Source organism: Streptococcus sp. HMSC064D12, from assembly GCF_001837205.1.
GTDB lineage: Bacteria > Bacillota > Bacilli > Lactobacillales > Streptococcaceae > Streptococcus > Streptococcus salivarius_D.
On the sequence record NZ_KV831729.1, the window covers coordinates 36,619 to 54,780 of the forward strand.

Annotated in this window: 18 protein-coding genes; 13 read left to right on the plus strand and 5 right to left on the minus strand. The window is 37.5% G+C overall.

From position 1 onward, the window contains the following. Positions 1–24 precede the first annotated feature (24 nt). From HMPREF2697_RS03085 to rpsD, 10 genes are all read left to right on the plus strand, one after another. Positions 25–693, plus strand: a complete 669-nt coding sequence (locus HMPREF2697_RS03085) for a transglycosylase SLT domain-containing protein (protein ID WP_070849591.1) — start codon at positions 25–27, stop codon at positions 691–693. 135 nt (positions 694–828) lie between these two features. Continuing rightward, complete coding sequence (locus HMPREF2697_RS03090) at positions 829–2,538, plus strand: glycosyltransferase family protein (protein ID WP_070849581.1); 1,710 nt, start codon at positions 829–831, stop codon at positions 2,536–2,538. A 144-nt stretch (positions 2,539–2,682) separates the two neighbouring features. Then, the gene (mnmA, locus tag HMPREF2697_RS03095; protein WP_070849583.1) at positions 2,683–3,804 is read left to right on the plus strand and encodes a tRNA 2-thiouridine(34) synthase MnmA; all 1,122 of its coding nucleotides are present in this window, start codon (positions 2,683–2,685) and stop codon (positions 3,802–3,804) included. Between the two features lie 19 nt (positions 3,805–3,823). Further along, positions 3,824–4,438 carry a MarC family protein gene (locus HMPREF2697_RS03100; RefSeq protein WP_070578654.1) on the plus strand — a complete coding sequence of 205 codons (615 nt, stop codon included), beginning with the start codon at positions 3,824–3,826 and terminating at the stop codon, positions 4,436–4,438. A 177-nt stretch (positions 4,439–4,615) separates the two neighbouring features. Further along, positions 4,616–6,517 carry a tRNA uridine-5-carboxymethylaminomethyl(34) synthesis enzyme MnmG gene (mnmG, locus tag HMPREF2697_RS03105; RefSeq protein ID WP_014635191.1) on the plus strand — a complete coding sequence of 634 codons (1,902 nt, stop codon included), beginning with the start codon at positions 4,616–4,618 and terminating at the stop codon, positions 6,515–6,517. Positions 6,518–6,590: 73 nt separating this feature from the next. Continuing rightward, on the plus strand, positions 6,591–8,555 hold the full coding sequence (locus HMPREF2697_RS03110; RefSeq protein WP_002887104.1) for a DHH family phosphoesterase: 1,965 nt from the start codon (positions 6,591–6,593) through the stop codon (positions 8,553–8,555). Between the two features lies 1 nt (position 8,556). Further along, entirely contained in the window at positions 8,557–9,015 is a 459-nt protein-coding gene (gene rplI, locus HMPREF2697_RS03115; protein WP_002885729.1) for a 50S ribosomal protein L9, read from the plus strand. Between the two features lie 43 nt (positions 9,016–9,058). Next, a complete protein-coding gene (dnaB, locus tag HMPREF2697_RS03120) occupies positions 9,059–10,420 on the plus strand; it encodes a replicative DNA helicase (protein ID WP_002885809.1) in 1,362 nt (453 codons plus the stop codon). A 23-nt stretch (positions 10,421–10,443) separates the two neighbouring features. Beyond that, positions 10,444–10,746 carry a Veg family protein gene (locus HMPREF2697_RS03125; protein ID WP_002885699.1) on the plus strand — a complete coding sequence of 101 codons (303 nt, stop codon included), beginning with the start codon at positions 10,444–10,446 and terminating at the stop codon, positions 10,744–10,746. A 198-nt stretch (positions 10,747–10,944) separates the two neighbouring features. Beyond that, positions 10,945–11,556, plus strand: a complete 612-nt coding sequence (gene rpsD / locus HMPREF2697_RS03130) for a 30S ribosomal protein S4 (RefSeq protein WP_002885833.1) — start codon at positions 10,945–10,947, stop codon at positions 11,554–11,556. Positions 11,557–11,768: 212 nt separating this feature from the next. Here rpsD and HMPREF2697_RS03135 read toward each other — a convergent pair whose 3' ends face one another. Further along, positions 11,769–11,957: a hypothetical protein gene (locus tag HMPREF2697_RS03135; RefSeq protein ID WP_002885644.1), complete on the minus strand. Its 189-nt coding sequence runs from the start codon at positions 11,955–11,957 to the stop codon at positions 11,769–11,771. Between the two features lie 115 nt (positions 11,958–12,072). Here HMPREF2697_RS03135 and HMPREF2697_RS03140 point away from each other — a divergent pair, with 115 nt between their 5' ends. After that, positions 12,073–12,435: a DUF1304 domain-containing protein gene (locus tag HMPREF2697_RS03140; RefSeq protein ID WP_002887103.1), complete on the plus strand. Its 363-nt coding sequence runs from the start codon at positions 12,073–12,075 to the stop codon at positions 12,433–12,435. Positions 12,436–12,511: 76 nt separating this feature from the next. On the opposite strand, the gene HMPREF2697_RS03145 is transcribed toward HMPREF2697_RS03140, so the two are convergent. Then, positions 12,512–13,051 (minus strand): TetR/AcrR family transcriptional regulator, encoded by a 540-nt coding sequence (locus tag HMPREF2697_RS03145; protein ID WP_014635188.1) that lies wholly within the window; start codon positions 13,049–13,051, stop codon positions 12,512–12,514. Positions 13,052–13,179: 128 nt separating this feature from the next. On the opposite strand from HMPREF2697_RS03145, the gene HMPREF2697_RS03150 reads away from it, so the two are divergent. Continuing rightward, entirely contained in the window at positions 13,180–15,549 is a 2,370-nt protein-coding gene (locus tag HMPREF2697_RS03150) for a YhgE/Pip domain-containing protein (protein ID WP_070849585.1), read from the plus strand. A 37-nt stretch (positions 15,550–15,586) separates the two neighbouring features. On the opposite strand, the gene HMPREF2697_RS03155 is transcribed toward HMPREF2697_RS03150, so the two are convergent. From HMPREF2697_RS03155 to HMPREF2697_RS03165, 3 genes are read right to left on the minus strand one after another with little or no spacing between them, the layout of a single operon-like run. Then, a complete protein-coding gene (locus HMPREF2697_RS03155; RefSeq protein ID WP_083319674.1) occupies positions 15,587–16,432 on the minus strand; it encodes a DUF4097 family beta strand repeat-containing protein in 846 nt (281 codons plus the stop codon). Beyond that, a complete protein-coding gene (locus HMPREF2697_RS03160) occupies positions 16,429–17,013 on the minus strand; it encodes a DUF1700 domain-containing protein (protein ID WP_070849589.1) in 585 nt (194 codons plus the stop codon). The genes HMPREF2697_RS03155 and HMPREF2697_RS03160 overlap by 4 nt, the downstream gene beginning before the upstream one ends. After that, positions 17,000–17,326, minus strand: coding sequence for a PadR family transcriptional regulator (locus HMPREF2697_RS03165; RefSeq protein WP_014632494.1), 327 nt, complete (start codon positions 17,324–17,326; stop codon positions 17,000–17,002). The genes HMPREF2697_RS03160 and HMPREF2697_RS03165 overlap by 14 nt, the downstream gene beginning before the upstream one ends. Before the next feature lie 162 nt (positions 17,327–17,488). On the opposite strand from HMPREF2697_RS03165, the gene HMPREF2697_RS03170 reads away from it, so the two are divergent. Beyond that, positions 17,489–18,097 carry an NUDIX hydrolase gene (locus HMPREF2697_RS03170; protein ID WP_013991324.1) on the plus strand — a complete coding sequence of 203 codons (609 nt, stop codon included), beginning with the start codon at positions 17,489–17,491 and terminating at the stop codon, positions 18,095–18,097. Positions 18,098–18,162: the final 65 nt, after the last annotated feature.

Below are 18,162 nucleotides of genomic sequence, written 5' to 3' on the forward strand. Positions count from 1 at the left end.
AAAAAAAGTTATAAGGGACGCCGTATCAAATTAGCAGCGAAGAAATCATTTGCGGTACCAGTGGCAATTGTAACAAGTTTTATTGTCATTTTGGCAGTATCACTTTCTACACTAATTAATAAAGGGTTGGTTAATGCATTTTCAGATTCTGTTACCCCAGCACCTTCAACAGCATCAACAACGTCAGAATCAACAGCAGATTTAGTTAAATCAACAGAAATTAGCTCAAGTAAAGAGAATAAAGCTAATAAAGAAAAGGTTGAAGAAAGTAAGACTCAGTCAGAAACAACAGGAGAATCGGTAGAAGCAGCTGAAAAGTCTCAGTCAGATACTGCTACTACAAGCGCTGCTTCAACGAATACTGATACTACGTCGACTCAAAATACTGGAACAGCTCCTTCGGTTGCTGCAACTGGTAGCGGGTCAGTTGTTCTCTCAAATGGTAACACTGCAGGAGAAGTTGGTTCTTATGCAGCGGCACAGATGGCAGCAGCTACTGGTGTTCCTCAGTCAACTTGGGAGTCTATTATTGCGCGTGAGTCAAATGGTGATCATACTGCAGCAAATGGTTCAGGTGCATCAGGTCTTTTTCAAACAATGCCTGGATGGGGCTCTACTGCAACAGTTGAGGATCAAATTCAATCAGCCTTGAATGCCTATAACGCACAAGGTTTGTCAGCTTGGAATTACTAATATTAAATATTAATAGAAGTTGGGAGCATACTCTCAGCTTTTTAATTTGGATGTAGGAAATCTGTTTTATAGAGCTTTTGTTATTACTAGGTAGGGCATGGCCTTTTTGTTATAATAGGAATGAAAGGTATAGCAATGAAACAAATTTTTAAATTAAGAGAAAAGTTGTGGGTTTCTCTTATTATTATAGCTTTTGCTGTGTTATTGGTTACACCACAACTATTTACAAGAAAAGTCATTTTAGGTTCAGATTCCATCTTTCACTATAACGGGTTCTATGAAGCTGCTATGCAACTAAAAAATGGTAACCTTTCTTACTTTTTATCTTTATATGGATTCCAACAGTCAGGCCGCATTGTCAATGCTCTTTACGGTCCTTTTTTTGCCTATTTACAAGGAGGGCTTATTTTAATAAGTGGCACTTGGTTTCGTTATCAGATTGTGTCAAGGGTATTACTACATATACTAGCAGAGTCCTCAATGTATGCCTTGCTCAAGCAGTGTAAAGTTAAGACAAATATTGCCTTGTCACTAGGTTTACTCTATGCGACAACATTCTCTATCCAATACTGGACGATGCGACAGGGTTTCTCTAGTTGGGGAGCAGCATTACTACCTTTTTGTTTTATTCCGGCAATTCACTATGTCTTTTATCAAAAAGTAGAACCAATTAGACTTGCCTTATCTATGGCATTGATTTTTCAGGTTCACGTACTCAGTGCTTTGATATTAGTGATGATGTATCTTCCTTTTTATCTTTACACTTTTGTAAAGTCTCCTATCGCTAAGAAAAAGGAAACCTTTGTGCAAGTCGGTATAGCAGTCATTCTGTTTCTCTTACTGACTGTCAATGTCTGGTTAGTACTCCTATATTTGAGAGGGACTAATCATCTCTTAGATCCATTTATAAATAGAGAAATTGGTAAGAATGGGATAGATGGGACAGCAAGATACTGGCTATATACCCCAATTTCATTAATGGTGTTACTCATTTTACAGTTTCTTTACGCTGTTTTGAATTGGAAGAAATTTGCTAGATGGAAAAAAATACTGCACTTTATTTATTTTATTTTCTTCTTCTTATCGACAGGTCTTTTTCCGTGGCAGTATCTAGTAGAAAATGGAAATACATTTGCTGAACTGATTCAATTTCCATTTAGATTCTTTGTTCCTGCCACCATTTTACTTTTAGCAATTACGGGGTTAACGGTCACGCGATTTGTAAACTGGCGAAAAAGTATTGCTGTTTTACTCTTTGCCTTTGCGGGTGTTGGTCTTATTCAGAACATGATGGATACTACCGATCGTGTAAAAACTGCGGCACAAGATGGTGAACTTATTTCCATTGTTAAACATACTTACGTTGAAGGAGATTATCAGACGATAAGTCTTACCATGAATGACAGTGACTTGTCACAGTTTTTAAATTTAGTTGTCAAACCCACACCAGATTACGTACCTATATATGGGACAATAGGTAAGCAGAACACTTATGATCTTTATTATGAAAATATCGTTACGAATCAGAAGGCAGAAAAGCTACTCGAAGATGGTTATCTTGTATTAACTTGGCAAGCTGCTGAAGGGGAGAAACTGAATCTACCGATAGTTGTCTATAAAGATTCTATCTTGACACTAAATGGTAAAGAACTAGACAAGGATGACTATGACTTGTCAACGATTGGTACACCGACCGTTTCCTCACAAGAAGGACAAAATAAACTTGTATTAAGTTATAAGGAGCCAGGATGGCTATTTGTAGCGTTATTGATTCCAATAATAGTCTTAGGAGTAATAGGTTTACAGTGGCTTTACACGAAAATAAGTATCAAAAAGGTTGCCTAGTGGTAACCTTTTTGCATTATTCTTTAATCATGATATAATTAAGCTTGCGTGCTTTTACGCTTCAAAATCGACCTTCAAATCGATATTTGAATAACTAGACCCTTCAAGTCTATGTTAATTTTTATTTGATGGGAGGAGTTATCTATGACTGATAATTCAAAAACACGTGTTGTTGTTGGTATGAGTGGTGGCGTTGATTCATCAGTAACAGCCTTACTTTTAAAAGAGCAAGGTTATGATGTAATCGGTGTTTTCATGAAAAACTGGGATGACACAGATGAATTTGGTGTGTGTACCGCAACCGAAGATTATAAAGATGTAGCAGCAGTAGCTGATCAGATTGGTATCCCCTATTACTCTGTTAACTTTGAAAAAGAGTACTGGGATCGTGTATTTGAGTATTTCTTAGCAGAGTACCGTGCAGGCCGTACCCCTAATCCAGATGTTATGTGTAATAAGGAAATCAAGTTTAAGGCTTTCTTAGATTATGTGATGACATTGGGAGCGGATTATGTAGCTACAGGACATTACGCTCAAGTTGTTCGCGATGAAGACGGCATTGTCCATATGTTGCGTGGTGCAGATAACAATAAAGATCAAACCTACTTCCTTAGTCAACTTTCGCAAGAGCAGTTGCAGAAAACGATGTTTCCTTTAGGACATCTACAAAAACCAGAAGTTCGTGAGATTGCTGAACGTGCAGGTCTTGCAACAGCCAAGAAAAAAGATTCAACAGGAATATGTTTTATTGGTGAGAAAAACTTTAAAGAGTTTCTTAGTCAATACTTACCAGCTCAAAAAGGTCGTATGATGACTGTCGATGGTCGTGATATGGGTGAACACAACGGACTCATGTATTACACTATTGGTCAACGTGGTGGTATGGGTATTGGTGGCCAAAAAGGCGGAGATAATGCTCCTTGGTTTGTAGTAGGGAAAGATCTTTCTAAAAATATTCTTTACGTGGGTCAAGGTTTCCACCATGAGTACTTGATGTCAACTTCTCTTGACGCTTCAATGATTCACTTTACTCGAGATATGCCAGAAGAATTTGAAATGGAATGCACAGCAAAATTCCGTTATCGTCAACCTGATAGTAAAGTTACTGTAAAGGTTAAAGGTGATAAAGCAGAGGTTATTTTTGCTGAACCTCAGCGTGCTATTACACCTGGTCAAGCCGTTGTTTTCTATGATGGTCAGGAATGTTTAGGCGGCGGTATTATTGACCAGGCGTATAAAGACGGAAAAGTTTGTCAGTATATCTAACTGGAGTTGAGTAAAAACGATGAGTTCACAATTTTTTTATGCATTTATGGCATTTTTCGCTATAATGAACCCAATTTCAAATCTTCCTGCTTACATGGCTTTAGTAGCAGATGATAGTCAAAAAATTTCACGAAAAATTGCTTTTAGGAGTCTTTTGATTGCCTTTGTTATTATAACTGTTTTTATCTTTTCAGGAGATTTCATTTTTAAAGTATTTGGAATTACAATTGTTTCTTTCAGAATTGCTGGTGGAATATTAGTGGCTGTTATCGGTTATCATATGATTAATGGTAATCATTCACCTAGCTATAAAGGAATGGAGCAGCAAGCAGTAAATTCAGATCCAATGTCTATTGCTATTTCTCCTCTTGCAATGCCACTTTTTGCAGGACCAGGTACAATTACAACTGCTTTAAGTTTGGCTAATGGAGGTTTGCAGAATCAACTGATAACCGTAGTTGCTTTTGCTCTACTATGTGTCATCACTTATCTCCTGTTAAGAAGTGCAAAACAAATTGCAGGCTTCTTGGGAGAAAATTTGATGAAAATTATAACGAAAATGATGGGACTTTTACTATTCTCCATAGGTATACAGATGATTATCGTCAGTGTGCAGACCTTGATTAAACAGTGATTTTCATTGACAAAACGATTTGATTTGATAAAATAACTTTAACAATAGTCATGATGGTCAAAGCTCATGAGAATTGTGCGTTTTTGCGTACAGTTTTCTGGAGTTTTGGCTATTTTTGTAGGAAAAAACAAGGAAAGGATGGGCAGTTGATTGTAAATCACTGCATAAATCTAAAAAATGTCTTACGAGTTTGATGAAAATTTTGATGTAATTGTTGTTGGTGCTGGTCACGCTGGTGTGGAAGCTAGCTTAGCTGCAGCCCGCATGGGATGTAAGGTTTTATTAGCGACTATTAACCTAGAGATGCTGGCTTTTATGCCATGTAATCCTTCTATTGGGGGATCTGCCAAGGGGATTGTTGTCCGTGAGATTGATGCCCTTGGTGGAGAGATGGGTAAAAATATTGATAAAACTTATATTCAGATGAAAATGTTGAATACCGGTAAGGGACCTGCTGTCAGAGCTTTACGTGCACAAGCCGATAAAGCCTTGTATGCTATGACAATGAAGCATACAGTTGAGCGTCAGGAAAACCTGACTCTCCGTCAATCCATGGTTGATGAAATTCTTGTTGAAGATGGTAAGGTAGTTGGTGTCAGAACAGCCACAAATCAAAAATATGGAGCTAAAGCGGTTGTTGTCACAACAGGAACAGCTTTGCGTGGTGAAATTATCCTAGGTGAGCTCAAATATTCTTCAGGTCCTAATAATAGTCTTGCATCTGTTACATTGGCAGATAACTTGAGGGATCTTGGCCTTGAAATAGGAAGATTTAAAACAGGTACCCCTCCTCGTGTCAAGGCATCATCAATTAATTACGAAGAAACTGAAATTCAACCAGGTGACGAAAAGCCGAATCATTTTTCATTCTTGTCGAAGGATGAAGATTATCTTCAGGATCAAATTCCTTGTTGGCTAACTTATACGAATCAAGAGAGCCACGATATTATCAATAATAATTTACACCGTGCCCCAATGTTTTCAGGTATTGTCAAGGGGGTAGGACCTCGTTATTGTCCATCAATCGAAGATAAAATTGTCCGATTTGCCGATAAGAATCGCCATCAACTTTTCCTTGAACCTGAAGGAAGAGAGACTGAGGAAGTCTATGTGCAAGGCCTGTCAACTAGTCTGCCAGAAGATGTTCAAAAAGAGTTGATTCACTCAATTAAAGGTCTCGAAAAGGCAGAGATGATGCGAACTGGTTATGCGATTGAATATGATATCGTGCTCCCTCATCAACTACGTGCAACACTTGAAACGAAGTTGATTTCAGGTCTCTTTACAGCAGGACAGACCAACGGAACTTCTGGATACGAGGAGGCAGCAGGTCAAGGTCTAGTTGCTGGTATCAATGCGGCTCTTAAAGTTCAAGGTAAACCTGAACTTATTCTCAAACGTAGTGATGCCTATATTGGTGTAATGATTGACGATCTTGTCACAAAAGGAACCTTGGAGCCATATCGTTTATTGACATCACGCGCAGAGTATCGTCTCATATTACGTCATGATAATGCTGACATGCGCTTGACACCTATTGGTCGAGAAGTTGGTTTGGTTGACGATGAACGTTGGCGTATCTTTGAAATTAAGAAAAATCAGTTTGACAGCGAGTTGACACGTCTGTCAAAAGAAAAATTAAAACCTATTAAAGAGACGAATGAAAAAATTCAAGCTCTAGGCTTTAAGCCATTGACAGATGCCATGACAGCTAAAGAGTTTATGCGTAGACCAGAGATTGATTACGCCACAGCTACTCAGTTTGTAGGTCCAGCTGCAGAAGATTTGGACGCGAAGATAGTAGAGTTGCTTGAGACTGAAATCAAGTATGAAGGTTATATTAATAAAGCTTTGGATCAAGTAGCTAAGATGAAACGTATGGAAGAAAAGAGGATTCCAAAAAATATTGATTGGGATGCTATTGATTCCATTGCTACCGAAGCTCGTCAAAAATTTAAGAAAATCAATCCTGAGACCATTGGTCAAGCGAGTCGTATTTCAGGGGTCAACCCAGCAGATATCTCAATTTTGATGGTTTATCTTGAAGGTAATAATAAGGCCCGCAGGAAAGTAGACTAACGGTGCTAACACGTTTAAAAGCCTTTTAATTAAGGCTTTTTTATGTTATAATTGTTAGATTAAGAGGTTTTATATGAAAAGATTTCACTTTGCAACGATTCATCTTGTAATGATTGGGCTAATTCTTTTTGGAATTGCTACTATTTTTGTTCGCGTACTAAAATCGGAGTCTGCACTCATTTTTGCGCTTTTTATTATTATGGTAGTAGTTGTTGCCTTATTGCATTACCAAAAGACAACATATGAGTCCTTAGAAATAGAGCAATTAGATGAACTGAATCAGGATGTTGAAGATTCTTTGAAGACCCTTCTCGGAAAGATGCCTGTTGGGGTTATTACTTTTGATGAGAACGATCATATTGAATGGTTCAACCCCTATGCGAAGCTAGTACTTTCGGATGAAAATGGAAATTTCAATAAGCAGTTGATTGCGGATTTTATTTCCCAGAAACGAAAGGGTTCACCTTCGAATGTGATAACCGTTGGTGATAATAAATATGCCGCTTTTGTGGATTTTGACAATAAGTTGATATATTTTATTGACAATGTTTATGATCAAGATGAAAATGCTGATCCAAATATGACTCGTCCTGTTATCGGGATTATTTCAGTTGATAACTACGACGATGTGACAGGAAGTTTACCTGATGCCGATGTTTCAAAAATCAACACATTTGTGGCAGGGTTTATTTCTGAGTTTGCTAAGGCCAAGCATATTCATTATCGACGTATTGAAGGTGATCGTTTTTACTTCTTCACCAACTACAGTGTTTTGACAGAATTCATGGATCAAAAGTTTTCTGTCTTGGATGACTTCCGTCAGCAGGCTCAGGAGCGTGGTTTACCACTGACTTTGAGCATGGGAATTTCATTTGGTACGCTTAAGCATGATCAAATCGGTCAGGTTGCCTTGCAGAATCTGAATATCGCACTAGTTCGCGGTGGAGATCAAGCTGTTGTCAAGGAAAACGATGATCACAAGGAACTTCTTTATTTTGGAGGAGGTTCTGTTTCAACAGTAAAACGTTCTCGTACAAGAACAAGGGCTATGATGACTGCAATCTCTGATAAGTTGAAAACAGTCGAAAAAGTGTTTGTTGTCGGACATAAGAATCTCGATATGGATGCTCTAGGGGCAACGGTCGGTATGGCTCATTTTGCCAGTCAAATTGTTCGAAAAAGCTATGCTGTTTACGATGATACGGCTATGAATGCAGATATTGAGCGTGCAGTCGAACGGCTAAAAGAAGATGGTCAGTCACCTCTTATTACACTTTCAGAGGCCGAAGAGTTAGTCAATCAACATTCGTTGTTAATTATGGTTGACCATTCTAAAATCAATTTAACCTTATCTAAGGATTTTTATGATCGATTTAATGAAGTTATTGTTGTAGACCATCACCGTCGAGATGATGATTTTCCTGAAAATGCTGTTTTGACCTTTATTGAAAGTGGGGCGAGCTCAGCCTGTGAATTGGTTACGGAGTTATTGCAATTCCAAGGTGCCCCAGAACGTTTGAGTAAAATCCAAGCCTCTATCCTTATGGCAGGTATCATGTTGGATACTAAAAATTTCTCAACTCGTGTGACTAGTCGAACCTTTGATGTCGCCTCTTATCTGCGTAGTTTAGGAAGTGATAGTGGAGAAATCCAAACGATTTCTGCCACTGATTTTGAAGAGTATCGACGTATCAATGAGCTAATTCTAGCAGGTGAACGTATTACAGATGATATCATTGTTGCCTCAGGTGATAATCCTAAATGTTATAATAATGTTGTGATTTCTAAGGCAGCAGATACGATGCTTGCCATGGCAGGTATCGAAGCAACTTTTGTTGTCGCTAGGACCAGTGATTCTACTGTGAATATATCTGCTCGAAGCCATAAAACGATTAATGTACAACGTATTATGGAGAAAATGGGTGGTGGAGGCCATTTCAACTTAGCGGCCTGCCAATTGCGAGACTGTAGTGTTGCTCAAGCAAAAAATAAATTGATTGAAACTATTATGGGAGAATTGGCTCCCAAGGAGGACTAAAATGAAAGTTATTTTCTTACAAGACGTTAAAGGTAAAGGTAAAAAAGGCGAAATTAAAGAAGTACCATCAGGTTACGCTCAAAACTTCTTGATTAAAAAGAATCTTGCCAAGGAAGCTACAAACCAAGCTATCGGTGAGTTGAAAGGTAAGCAAAAATCTGAAGAAAAACATGCAGCAGAGTTGTTGGCTGAAGCGAAGCAAGTTAAAGAGCAACTTGAAAAAGAAGAAAATCGTCTTCAATTTACTGAGAAGGTCGGACCAGACGGACGTACTTTTGGTTCAATTACAGCCAAAAAGATTGCAGAAGGACTTCAAAAACAATTTGGTATTAAAGTTGATAAACGCCATATTGAACTTGAACATCCTATTCGTGCGATTGGTCTAATTGAGGTTCCTGTAAAGCTTCATAAAGAAGTGAGTGCACAAATTAAACTTAACATCAAAAATAGTGCTGAGTAATTCGTTGACACTATAAGTAAATCTTGTAAAGGAGGGAATAATTGTGGCAGAAGCTCAAGAATTACGAGTGCAACCCCATGATTTAGTAGCGGAACAGTCTGTTCTAGGGGCTATTTTCATTAACCCGGAAAAGTTGATTACAGTTCGAGAGTTTATCGAAGCAGACGACTTTTACAAGTATTCCCATCGTGTCATTTTTAAAGCAATGGTAACGCTGTCGGATCGAAATGATGCCATTGATGCCACGACAGTACGCACCATTCTAGATGACCAAGATGACCTCCAAAATATAGGGGGTATTTCTTATCTTGTAGATTTGGTCAATAGTGTCCCAACATCCGCAAATGCTGAGTATTATGCTAAGATTGTGGCTGAGAAAGCCATGCTTCGCCGTATTATAAATAGATTGACAGAGACTGTCAACCAAGCATATGAGGGCGCTACTGAATCTGATGAAATTATTGCGAATGCTGAGAAAGCCCTAGTTGATGTTTCAGAGCATAGCAATCGTAGTGGTTTCCGCAAAATATCAGAAGTTCTTGATGTCAATTTTAATACTTTGGAGATGCGTTCACAGCAAACATCAGATGTTACTGGATTACCGACAGGTTTCCGTGACCTTGACAAGATTACAACAGGTTTACACCCTGATCAATTAATTATTTTAGCAGCTCGTCCCGCAGTTGGTAAAACAGCCTTTGTGCTGAATATTGCTCAGAATGTTGGTACCAAGCAAAATAAAGCTGTTGCAGTCTTTTCTCTAGAGATGGGTGCAGAAAGCTTGGTTGATCGTATGTTGGCAGCTGAAGGGATGATTGATTCCCATGCTTTACGTACAGGTCAATTGACAGAGCAAGATTGGAATAATGTGATGATTGCTCAAGGGGCATTGGCTGAGGCACCTATTTATATAGATGATACCCCTGGTATAAAGATTACTGAGATTCGTGCACGGTCCCGTAAATTGTCACAAGAAGTAGAGGGTGGTCTCGGTCTCATTGTGATTGACTATTTGCAGTTGATTACAGGGACGCGACCAGAAAATCGACAACAAGAGGTTTCAGATATTTCAAGACAGTTAAAAATCCTGGCCAAGGAGCTCAAAGTTCCTGTAATTGCCTTGAGTCAGTTATCTCGTGGGGTTGAACAACGTCAGGATAAACGTCCAGTCTTGTCTGATATTCGTGAGTCAGGATCTATCGAGCAGGATGCCGATATTGTAGCCTTCTTATATCGTGATGATTACTACCGAAAAGAAGGTGAAGAACCAGAGAATGCGATTGAAGATAATACCATCGAAGTTATCCTAGAAAAAAACCGTGCTGGTGCGCGTGGAACAGTCAAGTTACTATTCCAAAAAGAATACAATAAATTTTCATCGATTGCTCAGTTTGAGGAATCATAATTTTCAGATTTAAGGAGATATATATGAGTGATGCATTTGCAGATGTTGCTAAGATGAAAAACATCAAGGAAGCTATTAAGTCACATGAAGGTCAGCTAGTAGAATTGACCCTAGAGAATGGGCGTAAACGTGAAAAGAATAAAATTGGTCGATTAACAGAAGTTTATCCATCATTGTTTATTGTTGAATATCAAGACTTCAGTTCCCAAGCAGGAGCTATTAATAATAGTTATGTTGAATCTTACACATATTCAGATATTTTGACTGAGAAGACTCTCATTCGTTATTTGAGTCCTGAGGAACAAGCTGAAATCGAAAATAAATAAGAAAAAGCCTTTACTTGGGCTTTTTTTCGTGGTAGAATATCAAAGTATGTGAAATAATAGCAGGATAAAATGAAGCTCGTCAACAGGAAGTCGGCTAGAAAAGTAACCTTTGCTGTTTGGGCGAAGTCTTTCTGAACGAATCAGGTTTATCTAAAACGTTATTTCCTAAAAATATTTTTTTATAGGAGGACATTATTAATGTCACGTTATACAGGTCCATCATGGAAACAATCACGTCGCCTTGGTTTCTCACTTACAGGCACAGGTAAAGAATTGGCACGTCGTAACTACGTACCAGGTCAACATGGTCCAAACAACCGTTCAAAACTTTCAGAGTACGGTTTGCAATTGGCTGAGAAACAAAAACTTCGTTTCTCATACGGTTTGGGTGAAAAACAATTCCGTAACTTGTTCGTACAAGCTACTAAAGTTAAAGGTGGAACACTTGGTTTCAACTTTATGGTTCTTTTGGAACGTCGTCTTGACAACGTTGTTTACCGTCTCGGTCTTGCAACTACTCGTCGTCAAGCACGTCAATTCGTAAACCACGGTCACATCCTTGTTGACGGTAAACGTGTTGATATCCCATCATACCGCGTTGAAGTTGGTCAAGTAATCTCAGTTCGTGAAAAATCAGCTAAAGTTCCTGCTATCCTTGAAGCAGTAGAAGCTACTATCGGACGTCCAGCATTTGTATCATTTGATGCTGAAAAACTTGAAGGTTCATTGACACGTCTTCCAGAACGTGATGAAATCAACCCAGAAATCAACGAAGCACTTGTCGTTGAATTCTACAACAAAATGCTTTAATTTTAAGATTCATTTTGCAAAAAGCCCGTTGTTATGGGCTTTTTTATTTATCTTAAATCGTTGATTTTTGGGTTTGCTTAGATATTTGCTAGATTGATTCCATGGCCATCTCATAGAATGAGGCGGCTTTTTGTTTTCTAATAAAAAAAGTCCCTAGTCTAATACAAGTGACTAGGGGGGAAATATGATAATAGATGATTTTCAGGTATAAATTATTTATTATCCAATCCGCCTTCAAAATCTGCTGAAACATTTGAAACGTAGTTAGTGAAATAGGCTTCAAAATCTTTTTTTAGTTGGTCGTACTCCTCTTCGGAGTAATCTTTATCCTCTATATAAGCCTGAAATCTGGGAATTCCCAGATCTTTTTGGAGACGTTGGATTACTTCTGTCTTTGTCATAAGAACCTCTCTTTCATTCTTTATTTTACCATATTTCAAATTGTATGAAACGTACATGTTGTTTTAAAGGTTCACTTTTGATATACTATCAAAGTTATTTAAGAAGGAGGCTACTATGTCTATTATTACACTAATTTTAGCTGGGATTGTTGCTTTGGAGCATCTCTATATCATGTATTTGGAAACTTTTGCGACACATTCAGACACGACTAGTCGTGTTTTCAATATGAGCAAAGAAGAACTTCAACGTGATTCTGTTACAAACTTATTTAAAAATCAAGGAATTTACAATGGTTTGATTGCTGTATTCCTCTTGTATGGGATTTTTACAAATAGTCAGCTACTTGTAACTGTTTTTGTATTCAATGTTTTCTTTGCTGCTATTTATGGTGCTATAACTGCCAATAAGAAAATTATTTTAACGCAAGGCGGACCCGCAATTTTGACCTTGCTTTCACTTATCATTCCCATATTTTAAGGATTTTATTGTAAAAGAAAAAAGCTGCTTTAACTATTGAAATGGTTTGCAGCTTTTTTATGCTTTTGAAGTGATTTTATTGTGGAATAAATCGTAGAAGAAAGTCTGTCATTTCTTGAGGTGATTCTTTTTTACCTTTATTTATCCAGGCTTGACCAGCGCCAAAAATAGCATGCGCAAAATAAATACTGGCATAGTCTTTCTCGAATCCTTTGAGAGCTCTTTCTTCAGCAGTGGGATTAATGAAGTCCTCAGCTATCATACGCTGAAGTTTATGTATCAGAAAATCTTGAATTTCTTTTGATCCATTGGTAGACAATAGAGCTGATAGGAGCTTTTCACGAGTGAGAAATTCAAAGATTTCGAGAAAGGCTCCCTCTTTCTTTCCTTCATATTTATCGAAGATATACTCTAGCTTGTGGAAAAGCTCTTTCTGATAACTATCAATCATTTCATACTTATCTTTGTAGTGGGTATAAAAACTCGAACGGCTAATCCCTGCTGTTTGAACCAGACGAATGGTAGTTATATCATTGAAATCTTGGTCTTCAAGACATATTACTAAAGCATCTAAAAGAGCTTTTTTTGTTTGCGCGCGTCTTTGATCTTTTGACATACAAATCTCCTTTTATACACTTTTAGACTATGTGTCCAAAAAGCGATTGTTTAACATTGATTTTCAGGTAAATGAGTTTATAATTGATTATATCATAAAAATAAACACAATGTCTAAAAAGGAGAAATATGTTAGCAGAATTAAAGGCTCTTCTTAAAAGTCCAAAGCTCTGGATAACTATTATTGGTGTCTCATTGATACCTGCTTTATATAATCTAATCTTTTTGTCTTCTATGTGGAATCCTTATGGTAATGTCAAACACTTACCAGTGGCAGTAGTGAACAAAGATAAGAGTGCTAGTTTCCAGAATAAGACTCTGAATATTGGTCATGATATGGTAGACAATATGTCTAAAAACAAAAATCTAGACTATCACTTTGTGACTGAAAATGAAGCCCAAAAAGGGATTGAGGATGGTGATTACTATATGGTAATCACTTTTCCAGAAAACCTCTCAAGTAATGCAGCAAGTCTTTTGACAAATGATCCCAAGAAACTGGAAATTTCTTATCAAACAACAGCAGGACATAGCTTCGTTTCTTCAAAAATGAGCGATTCTGCCATGTCTAAGTTGAAGGATACTGTTTCTAAAAATATTACATCAACTTATGTTGGAGCTGTCTTTAGGAGTATGTCTCAACTTCAGGGTGGTATGGGAACTGCAGCGAATGGGGCTAGTCAATTATATGCAGGTGCAGGCGCACTTCAGTCTGGGAGTCAGACCTTATCAAATGGCTTAGGAACTCTTGCTGGATCTACACAAACATTGGCTACAGGTGTTGATACCTTGAGTTCAGGCGCGTCTGCCTATACTTCAGGTGTGTCAACTTTGTCAGGCGCTTTGTCACAGTTAAATGCGAACTCTGAGGCTGTTAATTCTGCTGCAGGTCAATTTGTATCAGGAGCAGAGGCCATGAATACCTTAGTTACAGGTGCAGATTCGTTGTCAACAGCGCTCAGTCAAATGGCTACAGCAACAAGTTTATCCGAAGAACAGCAAGCACAGTTGTCAACCCTATCAACTAATTTAACTGATTTAAATACAGCAATTCAAAATCTTAATACAGCGGTAAGTAACACATCATTACCAAGTGGAACATCAACAACATCAGTAGATACAAGTTCAATAGCGACTTATCTTTCAAATATTTCTTCTGCAGCTAGCTCTATAGCTACAGCTAGTGCAACTGATAAAGCAAATGATTTGGCTGCGGTACAAGGAACAGCTGCTTATCAAAGCTTGACAGCAGATCAACAAGCAGAGATTACATCGGCAATTAGTAATGCAGGATCTACAGCTAGTAGTTATGCTTCAACTATTGCATCTGATGTGTCAAGTATGTCAACTGCTTTATCTAGCTTGACAGGTACGACAACAACTAGTAGCGGAGATTCAAGTAGTTTAGCTTCTTTACAAACGTCTATTTCAGGCATTGCAAGTTCGGCGAATGCTCTTCTCCCTGTAGCTTCATCAACGGTATCATCAATGCAAGCTAATATTGCTAATGTCAATTCAGTACTTGTCAATCAATTATCACCAGGAGCAACTCAAGTGGCATCAGGTGTGTCAACCGCTCAAAGTACTCTAGCAACAGGTGCAAGCGCACTTTCAAATGGTTTGTCAACTTATACTGGTGCTGTGTCAACGATTGCCAGTGGTGCTCAAACTCTAGATGCTAACAGTAGTAGTTTAATGACTGGTTTTGCTACTCTTCAGAGTGGTACAAGTGCTCTCAATACAGGAGCTCAACAATTAGCAACGGGCGGAAATACCTTAACAAGTGGATTGACAAGTCTGTCAACCAACCTTTCTACATTATCTGATTCATTAAACAAGGCTAATCAGCAATTATCTCTTGTTTCTGTAAACTCAGACAATGCCAAAATAGTTAGTGCTCCGCTTAAAGAGAAGAAAACTGATAAGGATAAGGTTGACACTAATGGTGTGGGGATGGCTCCATATATGATTTCTGTTTCTCTTATGGTTGTCGCTCTTTCAACTAATGTTATCTTTGCTAAGAGCTTGACAGGAAGAAACTTTACGAGCCGTTTTGATTGGGCTAAGAATAAGTTCTTTATCAATGGTATCATTACGACTATGGCTGCAATTGTCCTTTATATTGCCATTCGATTTGTGGGAGTTGAACCAAATCATCCATTAGCTACATTTGGTATGATTCTCCTTGCAGCATGGACTTTAATGGCGCTCGTTACAGCCCTTGTGGGTTGGGATGATAGATATGGTGCATTTGCTTCTATGATTATGCTCCTTTTGCAGCTAGGTTCTAGTGCAGGGACTTATCCAATTGAACTTAGTCCTAAGTTCTTTAAGGTCGTCCAACCATTCTTACCAATGTCCTACTCCGTATCAGGTCTTCGTCAAACTATTTCAATGACAGGACAAATCTCAAATCAAGTACGTATGTTATTCATTTTCTTACTTATTTTTGTAGTTGTAGGTATTATTATTTATAGACCAAAGTCTGAAAATGAATAAACTAAAGGCCAGCTCTAATGTGAGCTGGCTTTTTATGTTATTCAACAGTTATATCACCGAGGTCTGAGGTAATGGTTAGTGTGTTATCCTTTGAGATCTTAAGGTTATTTGTGATGTCCCCCTCTCCTGAATGACTATCGGCTTGAACATTGAGCGTGTAATCTTTAAGAGCTATTTCAATATCACCGGATGTAACATCAAGTTTATTGTGACCATTGAAAATCAGGTTATCTCCAGAGTAATCTCCCATTGCAATAGATAAATCTGAGTTAGTAAAAAGTGTATGATCACTATCAACACTACCAACATCAAGATTAGCTTTTAGGTTGCTGACAATCATTTTAGTAAAAGTTAGGTCCCCTACATTTAGATTGATGTCTGCTTGTTTGATGGTGCTATTACTTAAATCTAGATTTCCAGTTGCTAAATCAACTTTTAAAAAATCAATCGTTTGTTTTTTAGGGAGTGTAATGACAATGGTTTTATTTCTGACTTCCTCGTTGAGAGTAGAAAGCCTTACTAAATCTTTTAATCCAAAAAAGTTAATATGTTTGTTAGAAGTCGAATCTAATTCAGAGTTGTTATCATTGATAGTCAATTGACCATCCTTTACAGATGTGTCAATTGGATTTTTTGTTTTTTGGTAGTAAGAAAGCGTTGCTTTGTCAACGTCACCATTTTTAATAAGCACATTGTAGCTACTACTTTTAATATCAATTTTATTGAAGTCCTTAACTTCTTTCTTGACATAATCTTGCTCACTTTTAGTTTGATTTTGTAAATCTGTCAAGCCACCTTGACTATAACCCCAAGCTACTAATCCTCCTCCTAAAAATAGAGAGAGAAGAGACACTCCGAGGACAATCTTTTTCCAAGTTTTCATGATTTTCTTCCTTTCTTGATGAGCCATTTAATCAATAGGGTAATTAGCTTTACAATAAATTTACAGATTTCAAATGAAATCAAAAGCAGTAAGAGTGCTCCTCCAAACATCAATAGACCTAGGCCTCCTCCAAACAGTGTTGAAGCTAGTGAAATATTTAAGAGAGAGAAGCTTGTAAAGAAAGTGTAAACACCACTAATGAGTAAGGCAAAAGTAAGAGCTAAGGCAGTCACTATAACTGCAAAAATAATCAAAAAAAGTGTCAATAGCATAGCTAGGAAGAATAGTAGAATTGGTAAGGCGACTGGACTGGCTAAAACAGCTAGAATCGCAATCCAGAGGATAGTTGTTTTATTACGTAAGCTACTCTTTTCCTCAATAATCTTTTCGTCTAGAAGACGACTAATGACTTCATGTGCTGCTTCCTTAGGTGTACCCAATTCTGCAATAACCTGAGCTTCATTTTCAGGTCCAGCCTCTTCAAAATATTCCATGAAATATTCGAGGGCCTCTTCATAGTCCTTTTGTGGTAATTTTCGTAGATATTTTGTTAATTTGGCTATATATTCAGTCCTTGTCATGTCTTAATCTCCCTTCTACAATACCATCGAGGGTTTCTTTATAGGTTAACCATTCTTCATTAAGAAATTGAAGATGATTTTTTCCCTCTTGGGTAATACTGTAATATTTACGTTTACGCCCTTGATATGCTTGGCTATAGGTGGTCATATAGCCTGCTTTTTCAAGCTTTTTTAGAATAGGATAAAGTGTTGACTCCTTGATATTAGCCACAAGCTTAATGGTTTGACTAATTTCATAGCCATAAGAGTCTTCTCTATCGATAATAGCTAGTATTAGGAACTCTATCAGGATTGACGATGTTGGAAAATACATAGTGTGCTCCTTTGCTTTTAGGATATGTATAAAAATTATATATAATTATTTTACACATTGAGTGTATCTCTTTTAGAAAGATATGTCAATATTTTATATATAAAAATTTTATATAATAGGGATAACTTCTTTTTTATGATAATATGAAGTCAAGGAGTTCTTATGACTATTAAAGATAAACTAGCTCATTACGAGCCGAAACCACTAGGGGAGAAAGGACGCTATGCAGTGCTCTTACCCTTGATATATGATGTAAAAACTGATAAGTATCAAATCCTTTACCAAGTACGAAGTGAGCATATTTCTCAACCAGGTGAGGTCTCTTTTCCAGGTGGGCGTGTCGAAGACGGTGAGACTTTTAAAGAAGCTGCTATACGAGAAACTTGTGAGGAACTAAACTTAATTCCTGATCAAATTGACATTTGGGGAGAGATTGATTATCTGATTCATCAGGGGAGAACCACCCATTGCTTTGTTGGAAAGATAAATATAGAAAATTGGGAGGATATTCATCCGAATGAAGAAGTGAAACGGTTGTTTACAGTTTATGTTGACACCTTGTTGACAGGGGATCCGATTTATTATAAAGTGACTTCTATCTTGAGTGATGCGAAAGATTTCCCATTTTTCCTGGTAAAAAACAGAGAAAAATACAATTTTGGGTATAGTGAACGTCATATTCCTTTTTACAGAAACTTGACAGAAAATATATGGGGAATGACAGCTATGTTTACGCATAGGTTTACAGACATTCTGAAAGATTTAGAGTAAAAATAAAAGATCAACATATTATTGTTGATCTTTCAGAATGAAGACAAACATCGTTTTTGATGTTT

Excerpts from the sequence above, each read along its gene's own strand:
- HMPREF2697_RS03090 (WP_070849581.1), top strand. The coding sequence starts at position 829 with ATGAAACAAATTTTTAAATTAAGAGAAAAGTTGTGGGTTTCTCTTATT.
- mnmA (WP_070849583.1), top strand. The coding sequence starts at position 2,683 with ATGACTGATAATTCAAAAACACGTGTTGTTGTTGGTATGAGTGGTGGC.
- HMPREF2697_RS03100 (WP_070578654.1), top strand. The coding sequence starts at position 3,824 with ATGAGTTCACAATTTTTTTATGCATTTATGGCATTTTTCGCTATAATG.
- mnmG (WP_014635191.1), top strand. The coding sequence starts at position 4,616 with ATGTCTTACGAGTTTGATGAAAATTTTGATGTAATTGTTGTTGGTGCT.
- HMPREF2697_RS03110 (WP_002887104.1), top strand. The coding sequence starts at position 6,591 with ATGAAAAGATTTCACTTTGCAACGATTCATCTTGTAATGATTGGGCTA.
- rplI (WP_002885729.1), top strand. The coding sequence starts at position 8,557 with ATGAAAGTTATTTTCTTACAAGACGTTAAAGGTAAAGGTAAAAAAGGC.
- HMPREF2697_RS03125 (WP_002885699.1), top strand. The coding sequence starts at position 10,444 with ATGAGTGATGCATTTGCAGATGTTGCTAAGATGAAAAACATCAAGGAA.
- rpsD (WP_002885833.1), top strand. The coding sequence starts at position 10,945 with ATGTCACGTTATACAGGTCCATCATGGAAACAATCACGTCGCCTTGGT.
- HMPREF2697_RS03135 (WP_002885644.1), bottom strand. The coding sequence starts at position 11,957 with ATGACAAAGACAGAAGTAATCCAACGTCTCCAAAAAGATCTGGGAATT.
- HMPREF2697_RS03140 (WP_002887103.1), top strand. The coding sequence starts at position 12,073 with ATGTCTATTATTACACTAATTTTAGCTGGGATTGTTGCTTTGGAGCAT.
- HMPREF2697_RS03145 (WP_014635188.1), bottom strand. The coding sequence starts at position 13,051 with ATGTCAAAAGATCAAAGACGCGCGCAAACAAAAAAAGCTCTTTTAGAT.
- HMPREF2697_RS03150 (WP_070849585.1), top strand. The coding sequence starts at position 13,180 with ATGTTAGCAGAATTAAAGGCTCTTCTTAAAAGTCCAAAGCTCTGGATA.
- HMPREF2697_RS03155 (WP_083319674.1), bottom strand. The coding sequence starts at position 16,432 with ATGAAAACTTGGAAAAAGATTGTCCTCGGAGTGTCTCTTCTCTCTCTA.
- HMPREF2697_RS03160 (WP_070849589.1), bottom strand. The coding sequence starts at position 17,013 with ATGACAAGGACTGAATATATAGCCAAATTAACAAAATATCTACGAAAA.
- HMPREF2697_RS03165 (WP_014632494.1), bottom strand. The coding sequence starts at position 17,326 with ATGTATTTTCCAACATCGTCAATCCTGATAGAGTTCCTAATACTAGCT.
- HMPREF2697_RS03170 (WP_013991324.1), top strand. The coding sequence starts at position 17,489 with ATGACTATTAAAGATAAACTAGCTCATTACGAGCCGAAACCACTAGGG.